Origin of the sequence: Paucilactobacillus suebicus DSM 5007 = KCTC 3549, assembly GCF_001434475.1 — a bacterium.
In the GTDB taxonomy this organism is placed as follows: domain Bacteria; phylum Bacillota; class Bacilli; order Lactobacillales; family Lactobacillaceae; genus Paucilactobacillus; species Paucilactobacillus suebicus.
On sequence record NZ_AZGF01000032.1, the window covers coordinates 1 to 15791 of the forward strand.

Sequence of the window (15791 nt, forward strand, 5' to 3'; positions counted from 1 at the left end):
TCAACATCGTTGAGTAAATCAGTATCTGGTTCGAAGTCGACATCGTTGAGCAAATCAATATCAGGTTCAAAATCAACATCGTTGAGTAAATCAGTCTCTGGCTCAAAGTCAACCTCGTTGAGCAAGTCAGTCTCCGGTTCGAAGTCAACGTCATTGAGTAAGTCGATCTCAGGCTCGAAGTCAACGTCATTGAGCAAATCAGTATCTGGTTCGAAGTCGACATCATTGAGCAAGTCTATTTCAGGTTCGAAATCAACCTCATTGAGTAAGTCAATTTCTGGTTCAAAATCAACTTCGTTGAGTAAATCAGTCTCTGGCTCAAAGTCAACCTCATTGAGCAAATCAATCTCAGGTTAAAAATCAACATCGTTGAGTAAATCAGTATCTGGTTCGAAGTCGACATCGTTGAGCAAATCAATATCAGGTTCAAAATCAACATCGTTGAGTAAATCAGTCTCTGGCTCAAAGTCAACCTCGTTGAGCAAGTCAGTCTCCGGTTCGAAGTCAACGTCATTGAGTAAGTCGATCTCAGGCTCGAAGTCAACGTCATTGAGCAAATCAGTATCTGGTTCGAAGTCGACATCATTGAGCAAGTCTATTTCAGGTTCGAAATCAACCTCATTGAGTAAGTCAATTTCTGGTTCAAAATCAACTTCGTTGAGTAAATCAGTCTCTGGCTCAAAGTCAACCTCATTGAGTAAATCAATCAGTGGTTCAAAATCAACTTCGTTGAGTAAGTCGATCTCTGGCTCGAAATCAACTTCGTTGAGTAAGTCAGTCTCAGGTTCGAAATCGACCTCGTTGAGTAAATCAGTATCTGGTTCAAAGTTAACTTCGTTGAGTAAATCAATTTCTGGTTCGAAATCAACATCATTGAGCAAGTCAGTATCCGGCTCGAAATCAACGTCGTTGAGTAAGTCAATCAGTGGTTCGAAATCAACGTCATTTAGTAAGTCGGTTTCAGGTTCAAAGTCGACTTTAGTAAGCAAGTCAATCAGTGGTTCGAAATCAACGTCATTTAGCACTAGCTATTCAACCTCAACGTCATTGAGTCGGAGCCTCATTGGTGATACAACAACGACGTCTTCTCAGACAGCATCGTTGAGCAACAGTACGAGTGAATCACTCAGCCTTAGCCAATCAACATCTGAGTCATTAAGTGACAGTACTAGTCAGTCGCTAAGTTTGAGCCATTCAACTTCAGATTCCATCAGCAGAAGTGAGAGTACGTCGTTAAGTCTCAGTCAATCAACATCTGAATCTTTGAGTAGAAGTACTAGCGAGGCGATCAGCCGCAGTATGAATAGCGATCCAACAAACTTTAGCGAATCCACTTCGGTTAGTGAATCACTTAGTGAAAGTTTTTCAAATTCCGCTTCTGTTAGCGCTAGTGTCAGTGCTTCACTAAGTAGAAGTTACTCAACCTCAACTTCGATCAGTGCTAGTTTGAGTAAATCACTTAGTCAAAGTGAGTCTGTCTCGCAGTCTGATAGCTATTCCGATTCAGCCTCGTTAAGTCAAAGCCTAAGTTCATCTATATCAACAAGTTATTCTGTATCGACTTCATTGAGCACCAGTTTAAGTGAGTCATTTAGTACCAGTTATTCAACATCTGGATCTCTAAGTCGGGCAGCTAATGATGCCACTGCTTCTTCATCACAATCGACATCGGATAGTGAAAGTACAAGTAGATCACTAAGCTTGAGTCAATCTGAATCATTAAGCCGCAGTCTCAGTGCAGCATTGAGTCGGAGTGTAGCTAGTCAAAATTCAGCCGGTAATAGTACATCCACCAACGTTGCCACTGACGCATTATCAACTGGTACAACCGGCCATGAAACTACTGGAACAGAATTATCTGGACAAGCAAATCCGGTTGACGATCCTACCACCGCATCAGGAAATGCTGTCAATTCTCAGTCTTCAAAGAACGATAGTACTCATTCAACTGAGAATCCTAAGGGTAAATTGCCTCAAACATCTGATGATCAAATGGGCGTTGAAGCAACAGGACTTGGTATTTTAGGTGTAATAATTGGCGTGCTAGGTTTGAAACGTCGTAAAAAAGATTAATAAGCAAAAAAAATATGGTATTCCCAGATTTTAAGGGAGTACCATATTTGTGTTTTGATAAAAAAAGAGCCTGAGAATAATCTCAGACCCAACAAATTTAGATTTTTAATTAGTAAGTAATATCACCAAACTCGGCAAGCTCTTCCATTTTCAAAATCGCACGTTTGGTAAAGTAACCTTGCCGTAGCAGTTTGCTCATGTTGGCCGCATTACGACGTAATTGAGCGACACGTTCTTCGGATAGTTTGGCCAGTTCCTCATCAATATTATCCAATGAAGAAATTGCAATGCCTAAGTCGTTATTGACGATAAATGGAGCAATTCCGGCCTCGTCCCAAACAACGACAGGCAATGCCTGAGAAAGATACATTGAGACTTTATGTGGGTTATTGAAGCGGGTGTACTCACCATAAGTGCCACCGTCTTTGAGGTTAGTATCCCACGCAAGACCAAATCGGTAAGGTAAGTGTTTAATGAGCTCTTCTTGTTGAAATTCACCACGGTAGTCCACATTGGGACTAAGATTTTTCTGTTCATCTCGCCCAAAAGCCGCTAATTTGGTTTGATGATCCCAGTTGGTCAGAAAGTCTGACTTACCAAGTGAACCTGCGAAAACAAGTTCCTTTTCAAATTCAGCCTTGGGATCTTCCCAACGGTTTTTACCGTAGTACAAATAATCGAACATGTAATTGTTAATAATTGGCACCGCCACACCTGATTCGATTAACTTATCACGCATAGCTTTATTATGGGCAATGATGCCGTCAGTGTTATTGAAAAATTCTACCTCGTCGTAGCCGTCCCATTCAGCACCACGAATGTGTTCTGAATCGTGTGCAAAAATGAACACTTTGGCTCCCATTAAGTGGGCGTGGTCAACAAAGTCCGTATCAAACCTTTCACCCAAGTAGTTAGGGTACTGGTATAAAATAATGTCCCCATCATCTACACCAGCGACAATGCCGTCAAGTCGTGCATTCAACATTTTATCGGTATCAGAATCAACCGCATAGCGGAAAATACTCATGTTATCGTATCCCACGCTTTGTGCGATGGTCGTAATATCATCTTTTGCCTTAAAAACGGCATCGACGGTGTGCGGCTGTATAATTTTTGTTACCCATTTGGTCATGTGTGATCCTCTATTCGTATTATTTTTATACCACTGTTAATTATATGCCAACGTTAGCTAAGAATCTTTACCAACGTATAAATCAGAGAACCCATGACAATTAACACCAGCATGATTGAGATGCCAATCTGAATGATGGTGGACTTGGAGAATTCATGATCAGGATCAATCACGAATCTTTTTTCGTATTCAAATCGTTCCTCGATATCTTTATCGAGTAATTTCTTTTCTGGTTTACTCATAATACTTATAGTATAGTCTGTGTTATAATGTTGTCAACGCGAATGCCGTTATCATAGGCGTAAATGAGTATTTATTGCAATTATCGTTTGATTAATAAGCGATTTCTAAATGATTTTTAATTAAAGTATAAGCTAGGTAATATATTGGTAACATTAATGAACAATTTCAGAGAAAATTTTAGACTTAGAAAATATAATAAAATTGCCCAGCAAATTATTGATTTAGCACCTAAATACCAACAAATGTCCGATCATGAACTGCAGGGACAGACTGTTATTTTTAAACAACGATTACAAGATGGCGAGACTCTTGATGATCTGATGGTAGAAGCCTATGCTGTTGCTCGTGAGGCCGATAATCGAGTTCTTGGGTTAGAGCCGTACTTTGTTCAGGTAGTTGGTGCAATTATTTTACATGACGGCAACATTGCGGAAATGAAGACTGGTGAAGGTAAAACGTTAACCGCCACCATGCCGATGTATTTAAATGGCCTGTTGGGGGTTGGTAATTTTTTGATTACTGCTAACCCTTATTTGGCTGTGCGTGATGCCACCGAAATGGGTGTCGTGTACCGTTGGCTTGGTTTAACAATTGAGGCTGGCGTGTTACCTGAGGGTTCGGACGATGAAATCAATAAGGATCAGGTTTACGCGGCTGATATTGTCTATACAACCAACAGTTCTCTGGGATTTGATTATCTGATTGATAACTTGGCCTCAACTAAAAGTAGCCAACATATGCAGGGCTTTCGCTATGCCTTAATTGACGAAGTAGACTCGATTTTGCTCGATATGGCACAGACACCGCTGATCATTTCTGGCGCACCAAAAGTACAATCAAACTTGTTTGAATCAACTGATCGGATTGTTAAAATGTTGGATCGGGATGTGGATGTTAAGCTTAGTGATGATACGAAGAAAGCCTGGTTTACGGAAACCGGGATTCAGACGATGGAAAGTTACTTTGGAATTACGGGGTTACTGTCACCAAAGTGGAAAGAACTGTACCGACATTTGGTTCTAGCTCTAAAAGCTAATTACCTATATATCCGCAACAAGGCATATGTTGTTGCGGACGGTGAAGTTTTGCTGCTTGATGAGGCTAACGGCCGTGCACTTGAAGGAACCCAACTGGAATCTGGCCTTCACCAAGCAATTGAGGCTAAAGAGGGCGTCAAAGTTTCAACTCAAAGTCGCGCCATGGCTTCTGTAACTTACCAAAACTTATTCAGAATGTTCAAAAAACTGTCGGGGATGTCGGGAACTGCCAAAACTGACGTCAAAGAATTTCGCCAAATTTATAATTTAAATGTCTACACAGTGCCAACCCACAAACCAACGATTCGTCAGGATCACCCGGATAAAATGTTTGTTACCAACAAGGAGAAGATTTATGCTTCGGTAGATCAAATCAAGCAGGCATACGATCAAAAACGACCGGTACTAATCGAAACCGGTTCGGTTTCAATGTCGAATTTATACTCACGGTTAATGTTACGAGAAGGTATCGTGCATAATCTGCTAAATGCGCGTAGTGAGGCCAAAGAGGCACGAATTGTTGAGGAAGCAGGTCAGCCGGGTGCAATTACCGTTGCGACTTCAATGGCCGGCCGCGGTACCGATATTAAGCTAGGTCCTGGTGTGAAAGAAAAGGGCGGATTGCTGGTGGTTGGTACCGAACGCATGGAAAGTGAACGTATCGATAATCAACTCCGTGGCCGTGCCGGGCGTCAGGGTGATCCAGGAGACAGTATTTTTTATGTTTCACTAGAAGACAAAATTGTTGTGCAACACGGACCTAAATGGGTCAAACGATTCAGAAAAACGATGGATGCAGAAATTCAGTCCGGTAAACGAACGTTTGGTAAACGGCTGGTTAAGCACCGATTCAAGCGTATTATTCACCATGTGCAGGTTAGTGCCGAGGCAGCTTCCCGTAGTGAACGATTCCAGACGCTAGAGTATGATGAAATTTTTCGGGTGCAGCGAGACACAATTTATCAATTCCGTGACCAAATGATGCAAAATGATGATTTGCAACCATTTATTGATAAAATTTTTACTGACCTAGTGGAAGATTTTGCGGCAACTCACCATGATTTAACCACTGAAGATATTACTGATTTTATCTACAACACGATGAACTACAATTACGTGCCGAACCGTTACCGGTTAGCTAACTTAGATCGTGATGATCCGAGCGCTGTCAGCAACTTTTTAATGCAAGAATTGCAACACTGTTTCAAACAGCAACGTGCTAAGTTTACTGATGATGCACAATTTCTGTATTATGAGCGGTTGACGATTCTGAAGGCAATTGATAATGCGTGGATTGAACATGTTGATAATTTGCAGCAACTTAAGGCCGTCGTGACGAACCGAAGCACCGCACAACGCAATCCGGTTTACGAGTATCAAAAAGAATCAAAGATGTCATTTGAGAAAATGAAGCAAACCTTCTGGCAAAACGCTACGAAGTACTTGCTACTATCGACGCTTAAATATCAGCCCAACGGCAAGATTGACGTTGAGTTTCCATAATTTCTATTAATCACGAGGAAGTACCTGCATGAGAATCAGATGGAACAAGGATTTAACTAAAAGAATAGCCTGGACGGCACTTCTCCTGATGGTTTTGGAGCTGGGCCGCCAAATTGTCTTACCAGGTATGGATGCCTCTCAGGCCGAACAGGCATTAAGAAACAATACACTGATGAAGCTTTTCGGTAATGTTACTGGAGGCCAAATGAGTTCACCAACACTGTTTTCATTAGGGGTTGGCCCCTATATGACCAGCATGATTTTATGGCAAGCGGTGACGCTGTTTAATTCCGAAGGCATTCAAAATTTGCCGGAAGAAGTCAGTGGCTTCTTTCAACGATTGATCACGCTGATTATTGCAATTCTGCAAGGATTTCAAATGGTGTATACATTGCGTAAAATCTTGGCAGCAACACCCATTGCCAAAATTTTTGGAACCCAGGCAGCGTTTGTTTTGATTATCCTGATGTTGGTCGGCGGCGCAATGCTGGTAGCTTGGATGGCGGACGTGAATGCTAATCTAGGGATTGGCGGGCTGGGGATGATGATTGTTCCAAGCCTGGCCACTAGTTTACCTAGCATGCTGACCACCGGGTTGGGCATTGGTGACCGATTTGAGTACACTACCGTTAACGTTGTGATTTTGGTAATTGTGACGCTGATATTTGTCAGCTTCACAGTGTACTTGAACCGTGCGGAAATGCGATTACCGTTGCAACGCCCACTAGTTGAAAACGATTATGCAGGCTCATACCTGCCAATTCGCTTTCTGACTGCTGGTGCGATGCCGTTCATGTTTTCAACGTCGATATTCATGATTCCCACGTACTTGATTACTGCCAACAATCAAAATCAACCGTGGGCGCGATTTATTAACGACTATTTGACGTATGACAACTTAACTGGAATTATCATCTACGGTGCAGTGATTGTCTTTCTGGGCTATGCGTTCGCATTTGTTAATTTTTTGCCAACTGATGTAGCTAAAAACTTGCGTAACTCTGGCGATTATTTCTATAACGTGGCTCCGGGCGATGCAACCGAACAATTACTGATTCGACGACTGATGTTTATGACCTTTTTTGGTAATTGCTACCTCGTCTTCGTAGCGATTACGCCGTTGTTAGTCGGTCTAAATGTCTCCGGCTATGCCAATATGTCGTTTTACTTTGGGAACTTGATGATCCTGATAACGATGATTGATAACGTGATTGAACAAGTTCGAGCCTTAGCCAATAAAAATAATTACAGTTTGCTTTAGAACCTTGAGGAGATTGACGAAATGGTAACTTTACTGCCAGCATGGCAAGATGACAAATTAAGTCTTGTGTACGATGACATGATTAGTTTGGCAAATAATTTTAAACAAAATAAAATTGATGTACATCTGATGCTTGTCCAGTACTTACCTAGCTTGCGTTACTTACTGCATCGCTACAATCTGCTTGAAACTGATTGGTGGAACGTGTTTGATGAGATTCAAAATATCGGTGTTCGAGAAGGACAACCGGCAGATGTGACGGATCTGACTTGGCCGATTAGTGCTAACCGCGTCTATTCGAGAAGTGGCATGTTTATCTATGAAGGACGCACTAAAATTGCGAGTGCTGAAGTCAGTTCAGACAGCTATTTATCAGCGGTTCATTACTACGATGAAGGTACCGAAAATATTGATGTGTACGACGATCGTGGTTTTATTACTAGTCATCGAACGCTGGCTAATGGACAACTACAGGAAATTCAGTGGTTCAACGAACATCATCAATTAATTATGACGGCGAATGCTGATGGTGAGATCCAGATAGATTCTGACCAACAGCAAAGATTTGATCAACAGTCATACGGTTCATTGCAAGATATTGTGGTTGAGTTTGTTAACCGTCACTTACAAGAACATCAAATTGATCAAATTGTGGCAGCTGCTGATGAAACAATTATTGAAGTGGCCGATCAAATTGACGATGATGTGCAATGTCATTTCGTCGTTCAGTACGACAGTAGTCACGCTAGAATTCAGCCTGAAGCTGTCGAAGTACTGAATCGGCGAGCACAAACGGTGGTCGTACCATTACAATCGCTGGTTGAACCACTCAAGCAACAACTGACGGCACCACAGATTCTCAGTCACGCACCGTATAGTACGGACCTTGATTTGGGTGTCAGCAATGAACAAGATAATATGAAAATCTTTTGGAACGTGGATCATGCGAATAATGCACTTGCCGATCAAGTTGTGTACCGTCTGATTCAGGGAACCATTGCACATGACGATTGGGAACTTAGCATTAACACGGATTCAAAGGAACAATCGGCGCGCTTTTTAGCTCAGATTCAGCAGTTAGTCCAAGATCAATACAGTCTGCTTGGCCGCAACGATGAGGTTCAAACCGTTCGCAGTTACCTGCGTAGCATGAAGGAAAAGGCTTTGTTTCAGGATCAACAAGAAGCCATCGACAGATTAAAGAAGATGCCTTTCTGGAGTAACATCAGGGTCGCAGCAGGATTGCTGGAACGAATCGAAGTTAAAGAAAATGAGAATCAAAAAAAGTTGTTAAAAGATCTGGATACTGCTCGAGTCGTCGTTGATTTGGCACCGGTACCGAATTTGTTTGTGCAGATTCAAGCGATCAGTGCCGGAATTCCTCAGATTAATACGAGTAAATCTGAGTATGTGATCCCGTCCGAAAACGGTACGTTAATTAATAAAGCTAGTGAAATTGATGCGGCGTTAGACTACTTTTTGGCGGTGCTACGTAATTGGAATGTGTCTTTGATCAAAAATATTGATCTGATTGAAAAGTATTCATCGGTGCAATTGGTAGAATTTTGGAAGGATATTTTAGCAAATGGCAGAGCATAAAATCATAACTAACGTGATTCAGCTAGGCGGGACCCAACTTGACTTAGCTGATTTATCTGAAGACTTTGAGGCAATTTACGTGCCCGATCAAGATCTGGATAGTTTTCGTCACGGCAAATATAATTTGTTTAATGATGGTCAGCTGGACAGTCATTTTTTGCTTGCAATCTACATTATTGCAGGTGATGCAGCGGTGAAGGATAATGCTGACATCATTGCTCAGTTACCGGCGAATAACATTATCTATGATCGCCAAATTGATACAACTGATGAAATTGCCAAGTTGTTTGCATTACGAAACGCCCATCCGTTTGACTTGAACGATTCAGCGGCTGTTGCTCGGCAAATTAGCTTGTACTTTTTTGCCCGCCAAAATGGCTTAAAACTTGGTAATATCGATTTTAAAATTGACGAAAGTTTTACTGGCGAAGCAACTCAAATCGGCACTACATATACTAGATTTAAAGCATCTTTTGGGGATGATTACCGACCGCTGGCGCAATGGCGCATGGCTTACTGGGATAGTAAAGATATCGAAATGGAGGCTTTACCTGAACAGCGGGTTCTGGAAGGTAACGTCCAGTTGCAGTATCACGTGTGTATCCTTGACGGTTTGACTGAGGTGAAAGCTGAATACGTTTTTGATGGGGATGATGTTTTTCAACCGCAACACTTTGAAACAGGCCCCGATGATATCAACGTTTACGTGAATGTGTGGGCTAAGGGGACGGGAACCGTCAATATCGGTTCCGTGCATATCCGCCAGTCGCGTGGCGGCTTTGGTGATTTAATGGTCGGCGGCAAGCACATCTCCGATCCAGAAAACTTGAATGGCCAAATCCTTTACTTATTCAATGCTGGTGACATGAAACCACCACTGAATGTTTATTTTTCAGGTTATCGTGAAACACAAGGTTACGAAGGTTTCTTCATGATTCAAAAGATGAATTCACCGTTTTTACTGATTGCAGATACGCGCTTTGAGGGTGGAGGCTTTTACATTGGTAGCGAAAAGTTAGAAGATGCGATTGTCCAGGTAATTGAACAATCATTACAGCGGTTAAACTTTAAGCATGATCAATTGATTTTATCCGGGCTTTCCATGGGGACCTTTGGAGCACTTTACTATGCGGCCCGACTGAATCCGTACGCGGTGGTTGCCAGCAAACCACTGATTCACATCGGTACAATTGCCGAAAACTTCCGGATTAATCGGCCAGATGATTTCGGAACAGCACTGGATATTTTACTGGACGCCACTGGTCATAATAATTCCGCGGCTGTCGATGAACTGAATGACGTGTTCTGGCAAACCTTCAAGAAGGGCAATTTTAAGCAAACCACCTTTGTGTTTGGCTACATGCTCAATGATGACTACGATGTCGATGCCTTTCCAGAGATGTTTGATTATCTGAAGGAGCGATATCCAGAGGGTAAAATTCTGCATAAAGGGTTAATTGGCCGCCATAATGACAATACGGGCGGAATCGTTAGTTATTTCTCCAGCCAGTACTACAATCTGTTAACAACGGGCTTTGATCGGCATTATGAATAATGAATGGGCGTGAGCAAATGAACAATTTAATTTACATTATCAGATGGCCGCGTGAGCAGCATGATACCTACAATTACGGTGCCACAATTAGCTTTGATGATAGTGATCGGGTTAGTTATGCCAGTCCCATGATGCCTCCAGGGCAAGCGCTGCATACGTGGCACTCGGCTACTAATTACATTACCCAAAAGACGGGACCGGCTCTGCCGTTATTAAAGCAGGGGGTCCGCTATCATATTGCGGCTCAATTTAATGAGTCACCAGCAGAATCAGTTTACGTGGCAATTCGTTTTTTTGACGAAGACAAGCTGGTAGTTGATGAACAATTTTTTAATGCCGAAGGCGGTCGATTTACATACCCATTTGGCGCAGTTAGGTACGACATTGCGCTGGTGAATGCCAGTCACCAGTCACTGACTTTCGATTTTCTAGAGCTGGCTGAACAGCGAGTTTGGGGTAATTTTGAATTCGACTATGACAGTAACGGAGGCTTACTGAGCGCAACACCTAAACAGTTCGATGATGTTGCTGATAGTGAACTAGTGTTAACACAGAAAAATTTCACCACGGTGAGTTGCAACCTTAACACACAGCGACCGATTTTTTATCTATTGTTAAATCAGCGAACTACTAATAATCGAGACAAAACTGATTTAAAATTAAAGCATGCATACCAAATGGTAATGGAGAAAATAGCACATTTGACGGATGGTACGCCACAACCGGGAAAGATTCATCTCAGCCGGCAGGGTACTCAGCCAGATTATGTAATGCAGGAAATGCAAGGATTATTAAATGACAGCGAATGATCACACAGGAGGTCGCAGAATGAATTTTTTTGTTAATCGAGCAATGGGACTCGGTAATTCGGGGGTCGAACATGCGGAGTTTTATCGTGCTAAGCGGTTCGATCAGGCACAACTGCCCTACCGCTTCGTCTTCACGGAGCTGGTGCGCGAACTGCATGAAGCCATGGATAAATGGAATTTAAAAAATGATCAGGTCATTAACATGTGGGAATATTTCGTTTTTGGCGGAGACTACTTCACTCAGGGAGTACCTAAACGCTACGAGCGAAAGGAAGACACAGTGATTGACAGCACTGATACTCATCGTAAAAAAGAAACGGTGACGACCGGTGGCATGCGTCTGGTTGAACACTTTATCAAGTATCCGGATCCTAAAGATGAGGGAATGTTATTAGTCAGCACCTCACGGATTGAATTGTTCAATGAAAATACTGGCGAACGCCGGGTAATGTATGAAACACTTGAAGATCCACACCGTGGCACCGTTTTAGCTAACATTCATTTGTTTAACGAACAAGGACGCCACATGTTCTTTAGAAACGAGGTTCAGTTACAACGTTACTTCTTCGAGCAACTGGATCAAGCCTACGATCATAATAATAATTACATTGTTGATCGTGGTGAGGCTAGTGAAGCTGCTTTATTTGATCGTGAATTACCTGGTCTGAAGATTATCGAAGTAATGCACGCCGATCACCTTTCTGATCGTGATGATCCGAAGAAACCACTCTGGAACAACTACTACGAGTACGCTTTAACTCACATGGACAGGGTCGATCGGATGATCACTGCCACCAAGCTACAACGTGATGATTTACTGGTTGATTTTCCTAACGGCCAAAATCAAATCGTGGCGATTCCGGTTGGGGGTGTCAGTGACCATGTTGAAGAAATCAATGTTGATCGCGACATGCAATCACCAATCAAATTCATTAGTATTTCACGATTAGCCTCCGAAAAACACATTGATCTGATTGTTCAGGCAGTCGCTAAGGTCCACGATGAAGGTACGCCAGTTGCACTTGATATTTACGGCCTTGGTGAGGAACATAATAAGATTCAAAAAACGATTGAAGAAAGTAACGCTCAGGATTACATCAAATTAATGGGGTTGACGGATCATGCTGATCAAGTCTATCCAAATTACGATGCGTTTATTTCGGCATCATTTTCTGAAGGATTCGGGTTAACTTACATTGAAGCTTTGAATGCGGCATTACCAGTGATCACCTTTAACGCCCGGTTCGGTGCGCTAGAACTGGTTCATGATGGCATTAATGGTTTCCTGGAAACATTTAAACGTGAAGATGACGAATTTAATGTTAATCAATTGGTTGATGGAATTCATAAATTAATTAACTCAGATTATCAAAAATTAAGAGCTAATACGAAAAAATCTGTTGAAGACTATCAAGATCATGTGATCGCTCAGCAGTGGAAGGAGCTTATCAATGCACTATGAAATTGTGAATATGATTGATCCAGGAACTGATAACTGGGCTGATCAAAAAAAACGCGCACAAGAGCCTAATGGCCGTGTGATCACACTGGCACCCAATCCTGGCTTCTTCGGGCTGGTGCAAAGTGAGCACGTCAAGGCAATTAACTTGGTCGATCGTCTCACCAAGCGCACGTATCATAAGGGGTCATACCTATTCTTCAACGAGGTGCCAACGGTGGATGGGGCAGAAGTCTTTATGAACGGCGATGGCAGTATTTCAATCATCAGTGATGGTGATGAAATCGCCCAAATGACGTTGTACGAAGGAACACGACGCTTCGTTAAGGAAATAAATTATACTAATATTCATGGTACCAATGATTATTCGCAAGAGTATACCTATGATGGCCATTTATTTAGCAATATTTATTACAGTCATAACGAAGTTCAGCGAATGGACTTTGTTGATGATGAAGAGCGTCCCGTTGTCAGATTTTATTTGTACCAGGGGATGGTCAACCTAATCACGGTTGAAGATCCTGAGACTCACGAGATCTCGGTCCGATATGATTCAATGAATGATTTTATTGCTGATCAAGTTTCACAGATCGTTAAAACGGCTGATACGACTGGTATTACCTATATGGGTGTCGAAATCGATGCGTTGAGTAAGTTAAGTTCGCGTAACACGCTGTACTTAGATGAACCAGCTTTTGATGATAATGGCGAAGTAAAAGGCAACTTGATGGCGACGTTGGAAGGTAATATTCCAACAATTGAAGAGGTTGTCTTGGACAAGGGCGATTATAACAAGTTGGTAATGGGAAACTTTGATGTTTCGAGAGTAAAAGAGAGAGTGCAGTAAGCACGGTTTGAGACCGGTGTATAAGGCCACTATGGTCATTGATCGTCAGGGGTTCGACGATCAATGACCATAGTGGCCTTATACGTTAGGTCTCAGTGCTTACGGAACTCATTTAGTCAAATAAAGTATTCGTGGTAAATAAAAAAAGTTACCTGTAAGCAATACTAAAAATAGCCAATTTAGTACCGAGTTAAAATATGTAACCAATGCTTGTTCTAGGCCACAAAGACACACCCGACTAAAACCCAGCTCAGGGTTTCAGCCAGGTGTGTTTTATATTACAAACATGTTACAAAACAGCACTTAAGCTTTATACAAAATAGACATTCTATAATGAAGGTAGAACATACAAGTTGGTATAGAAATACTGGATACATCTGATTTAGGACACTATTAGTTTTAATTTATATAATAGCCGTAATTAATTTAACCTGTGCGAACGTCTTTCACGGTTGAACGTTACGCTGTATAATACTGGTAAATAATGTTAAGGGGGTTAACGTTAATTAGATAAGATTAAGCTAAATAACATTTGAGTATACTTTTCTGTGAAACTGATAATTACGAATGTGGGCGTAATTTGGTGATAAGTAGACGATTACATACAGATAGAGATTTTCGGGAGGAATCATCATGGTTGGTAAAAATAATAACCTTAAAGTAGTGCGCAATAATTTAGAGATCCATCATAAAACATATAAAGCCGGTAAAAGGTGGGTATATGCAAGCATTGCTGGATTAGCAATGGGTGCTGGTCTAATTTTTAGTGGTAGTTTGAATGCTCAGGCTGATACAACTACTACTGGTACAACCGCTGAAAATACGGGTTCGAATGCTTCAACTGATCTGCAAAGTGCTTCGAATGTGGCTTTGAGTGTTAAAGCTAGTACTGCTACCAGTGCTAAGACAGCAGCAGTAACATCTGATACAACCGACGGCAGTGGTAGCGATGCTGCATCTACAGCACCAGCTACCAGTGATGAACAAGCTACTGATTCATCTGCAGCCAGCACGATGCAGTCGGCAACGAGTGGGTTAAATAGTTCCGTTAGTGCAGCTAGTGATGCAGGTGCAACGGTTACTAGTTCCAACAATGTTGTCTCAGTAGCACCAGATCAACTAGATTCCGCGGCTGATTCGGTCGCTGCAGATTATCAGTCACAGGCGGCATCAATTGATCAAACAACTGTTGCTCAGCAAAGTGATGATGCGGCATACGCTGTTAGCAAATCAAATTATGATAATGATGTTGTTTCAATTGTTCCTCAAGCAACTGGTGGTAGTTCAACTGCTGAATGGGACGTTGATACAATCAAGTCTTTCTTCGGTGGTGGCACAGATGAACAGGTTTCGGATCAGGCTAAGAAGGTCGCTGATGTTAATTTAACTGATGGATATACGTTTTCATCCGACTATTCAAACAACAGTAAGGTACCATTAGGCACTGGAGAAGATCCTACGTGGGAATATGACAATGCGTTTGTAGACCCACAAACTGGTCGAGAAATTAACGTTGTCGAAACAGTGACTGGTTATACCCCGGCACAAGGAACGTCGGATTCGTATGTGCAAATTTACACTGATCAAATCGGTTTTACACCACATAATGTGCAGGACGTTACCACAACAGTTCAGTATTTTTATGCCGATAACGGTGAGCCTGCTTCGTTAGATGTTATTTTAGGATTCTCCGATATCGATGGTAATCAAGGCATTGGCATTAATAATCCATATGTCAGTGTTATGTATGGTAGCCAAGTGGAAAAACTGGCGGATGGAACATTTAGAAATACCGATAATGCTACTTTGAATTCAGATGACCAATCAGGACAAGTTTGGATTTTGCAACAGGGAGTAACTGAAACTGACTATACATTCTATGTTGGCCTAAACAGTGACGGGTCTGTTAATAACACTCAACCAATTCAGTTTATTGGTAGTGTTTCATTCACATTGGCGGTTCCAACTGCACCAACCAAGACGAGTGAGAAAGTTAGTTACGAAACGACAACTTTACAAACAACTACCAATTACAGTGTTACCTACCAAGGGGCCGGCGATCAGACACCAGCTAATGTGAACGAAAATGTCACATGGACGGGAACTTATGATGCTAGCACTGGAGAATATACCTGGGTTCCAGATCAAACTAATGTGATTCCTGATATTCCTGGGTATACCACAGATGTCTCTTCAGATTTTGTTCTCGGACCAACAACTATAAATCCGTCTGATCAGGCATTGACGGTTACCTACACTCCTGAGGCGTAATC

At 41.9% G+C, this 15791-nt stretch carries 12 protein-coding genes and 1 pseudogene; 9 read left to right on the forward strand and 4 right to left on the reverse strand.

Annotated features, from left to right (window positions below; genetic code table 11):
* Together FD16_RS10380 and FD16_RS10385 are read right to left on the reverse strand one after the other, a co-directional pair.
* Positions 1-341: pseudogene (locus tag FD16_RS10380) on the reverse strand (hypothetical protein); the annotation flags it as partial.
* A 12-nt stretch (positions 342-353) separates the two neighbouring features.
* Positions 354-1025, reverse strand: coding sequence for a hypothetical protein (locus tag FD16_RS10385; protein WP_010622582.1), 672 nt, complete (start codon positions 1023-1025; stop codon positions 354-356).
* A gap of 76 nt (positions 1026-1101) precedes the next feature.
* Here FD16_RS10385 and FD16_RS10390 point away from each other — a divergent pair, with 76 nt between their 5' ends.
* Positions 1102-2073: an LPXTG cell wall anchor domain-containing protein gene (locus FD16_RS10390; RefSeq protein WP_156403251.1), complete on the forward strand. Its 972-nt coding sequence runs from the start codon at positions 1102-1104 to the stop codon at positions 2071-2073.
* 109 nt (positions 2074-2182) lie between these two features.
* Here FD16_RS10390 and FD16_RS10395 read toward each other — a convergent pair whose 3' ends face one another.
* Positions 2183-3205, reverse strand: coding sequence for a glycosyltransferase (locus tag FD16_RS10395; RefSeq protein ID WP_010622584.1), 1023 nt, complete (start codon positions 3203-3205; stop codon positions 2183-2185).
* A gap of 53 nt (positions 3206-3258) precedes the next feature.
* Positions 3259-3447: a hypothetical protein gene (locus tag FD16_RS12830; protein ID WP_010622585.1), complete on the reverse strand. Its 189-nt coding sequence runs from the start codon at positions 3445-3447 to the stop codon at positions 3259-3261.
* A gap of 156 nt (positions 3448-3603) precedes the next feature.
* Here FD16_RS12830 and secA2 point away from each other — a divergent pair, with 156 nt between their 5' ends.
* The 8 genes from secA2 to FD16_RS10435 all read left to right on the forward strand — a co-directional run bounded on the left by secA2 (position 3604) and on the right by FD16_RS10435 (position 15789).
* A complete protein-coding gene (gene secA2 / locus FD16_RS10400; RefSeq protein WP_010622586.1) occupies positions 3604-5988 on the forward strand; it encodes an accessory Sec system translocase SecA2 in 2385 nt (794 codons plus the stop codon).
* 28 nt (positions 5989-6016) lie between these two features.
* Entirely contained in the window at positions 6017-7249 is a 1233-nt protein-coding gene (locus FD16_RS10405; RefSeq protein WP_010622587.1) for a preprotein translocase subunit SecY, read from the forward strand.
* A gap of 21 nt (positions 7250-7270) precedes the next feature.
* Positions 7271-8848 carry an accessory Sec system protein Asp1 gene (gene asp1, locus FD16_RS10410; protein WP_010622588.1) on the forward strand — a complete coding sequence of 526 codons (1578 nt, stop codon included), beginning with the start codon at positions 7271-7273 and terminating at the stop codon, positions 8846-8848.
* Entirely contained in the window at positions 8835-10403 is a 1569-nt protein-coding gene (gene asp2 / locus FD16_RS10415) for an accessory Sec system protein Asp2 (protein WP_010622589.1), read from the forward strand. Before asp1 ends, asp2 begins: the two co-directional genes overlap by 14 nt.
* A gap of 17 nt (positions 10404-10420) precedes the next feature.
* Positions 10421-11212, forward strand: a complete 792-nt coding sequence (gene asp3 / locus FD16_RS10420; protein WP_029508402.1) for an accessory Sec system protein Asp3 — start codon at positions 10421-10423, stop codon at positions 11210-11212.
* A 19-nt stretch (positions 11213-11231) separates the two neighbouring features.
* Complete coding sequence (locus FD16_RS10425) at positions 11232-12674, forward strand: glycosyltransferase (protein ID WP_010622591.1); 1443 nt, start codon at positions 11232-11234, stop codon at positions 12672-12674.
* Positions 12664-13518, forward strand: coding sequence for a hypothetical protein (locus FD16_RS10430; RefSeq protein ID WP_010622592.1), 855 nt, complete (start codon positions 12664-12666; stop codon positions 13516-13518). Before FD16_RS10425 ends, FD16_RS10430 begins: the two co-directional genes overlap by 11 nt.
* Positions 13519-14151: 633 nt before the next feature.
* Positions 14152-15789, forward strand: coding sequence for a KxYKxGKxW signal peptide domain-containing protein (locus tag FD16_RS10435; protein WP_010622593.1), 1638 nt, complete (start codon positions 14152-14154; stop codon positions 15787-15789).
* The last annotated feature ends 2 nt before the right edge of the window (positions 15790-15791 follow it).

Coding starts and splice junctions, on each gene's coding strand:
- FD16_RS10430 (WP_010622592.1), top strand. CDS start 12,664: ATGCACTATGAAATTGTGAATATGATTGATCCAGGAACTGATAACTGG.
- FD16_RS10425 (WP_010622591.1), top strand. CDS start 11,232: ATGAATTTTTTTGTTAATCGAGCAATGGGACTCGGTAATTCGGGGGTC.
- FD16_RS10405 (WP_010622587.1), top strand. CDS start 6,017: ATGAGAATCAGATGGAACAAGGATTTAACTAAAAGAATAGCCTGGACG.
- asp1 (WP_010622588.1), top strand. CDS start 7,271: ATGGTAACTTTACTGCCAGCATGGCAAGATGACAAATTAAGTCTTGTG.
- FD16_RS12830 (WP_010622585.1), bottom strand. CDS start 3,447: ATGAGTAAACCAGAAAAGAAATTACTCGATAAAGATATCGAGGAACGA.
- secA2 (WP_010622586.1), top strand. CDS start 3,604: ATGAACAATTTCAGAGAAAATTTTAGACTTAGAAAATATAATAAAATT.
- FD16_RS10395 (WP_010622584.1), bottom strand. CDS start 3,205: ATGACCAAATGGGTAACAAAAATTATACAGCCGCACACCGTCGATGCC.
- FD16_RS10435 (WP_010622593.1), top strand. CDS start 14,152: ATGGTTGGTAAAAATAATAACCTTAAAGTAGTGCGCAATAATTTAGAG.
- asp2 (WP_010622589.1), top strand. CDS start 8,835: ATGGCAGAGCATAAAATCATAACTAACGTGATTCAGCTAGGCGGGACC.
- asp3 (WP_029508402.1), top strand. CDS start 10,421: ATGAACAATTTAATTTACATTATCAGATGGCCGCGTGAGCAGCATGAT.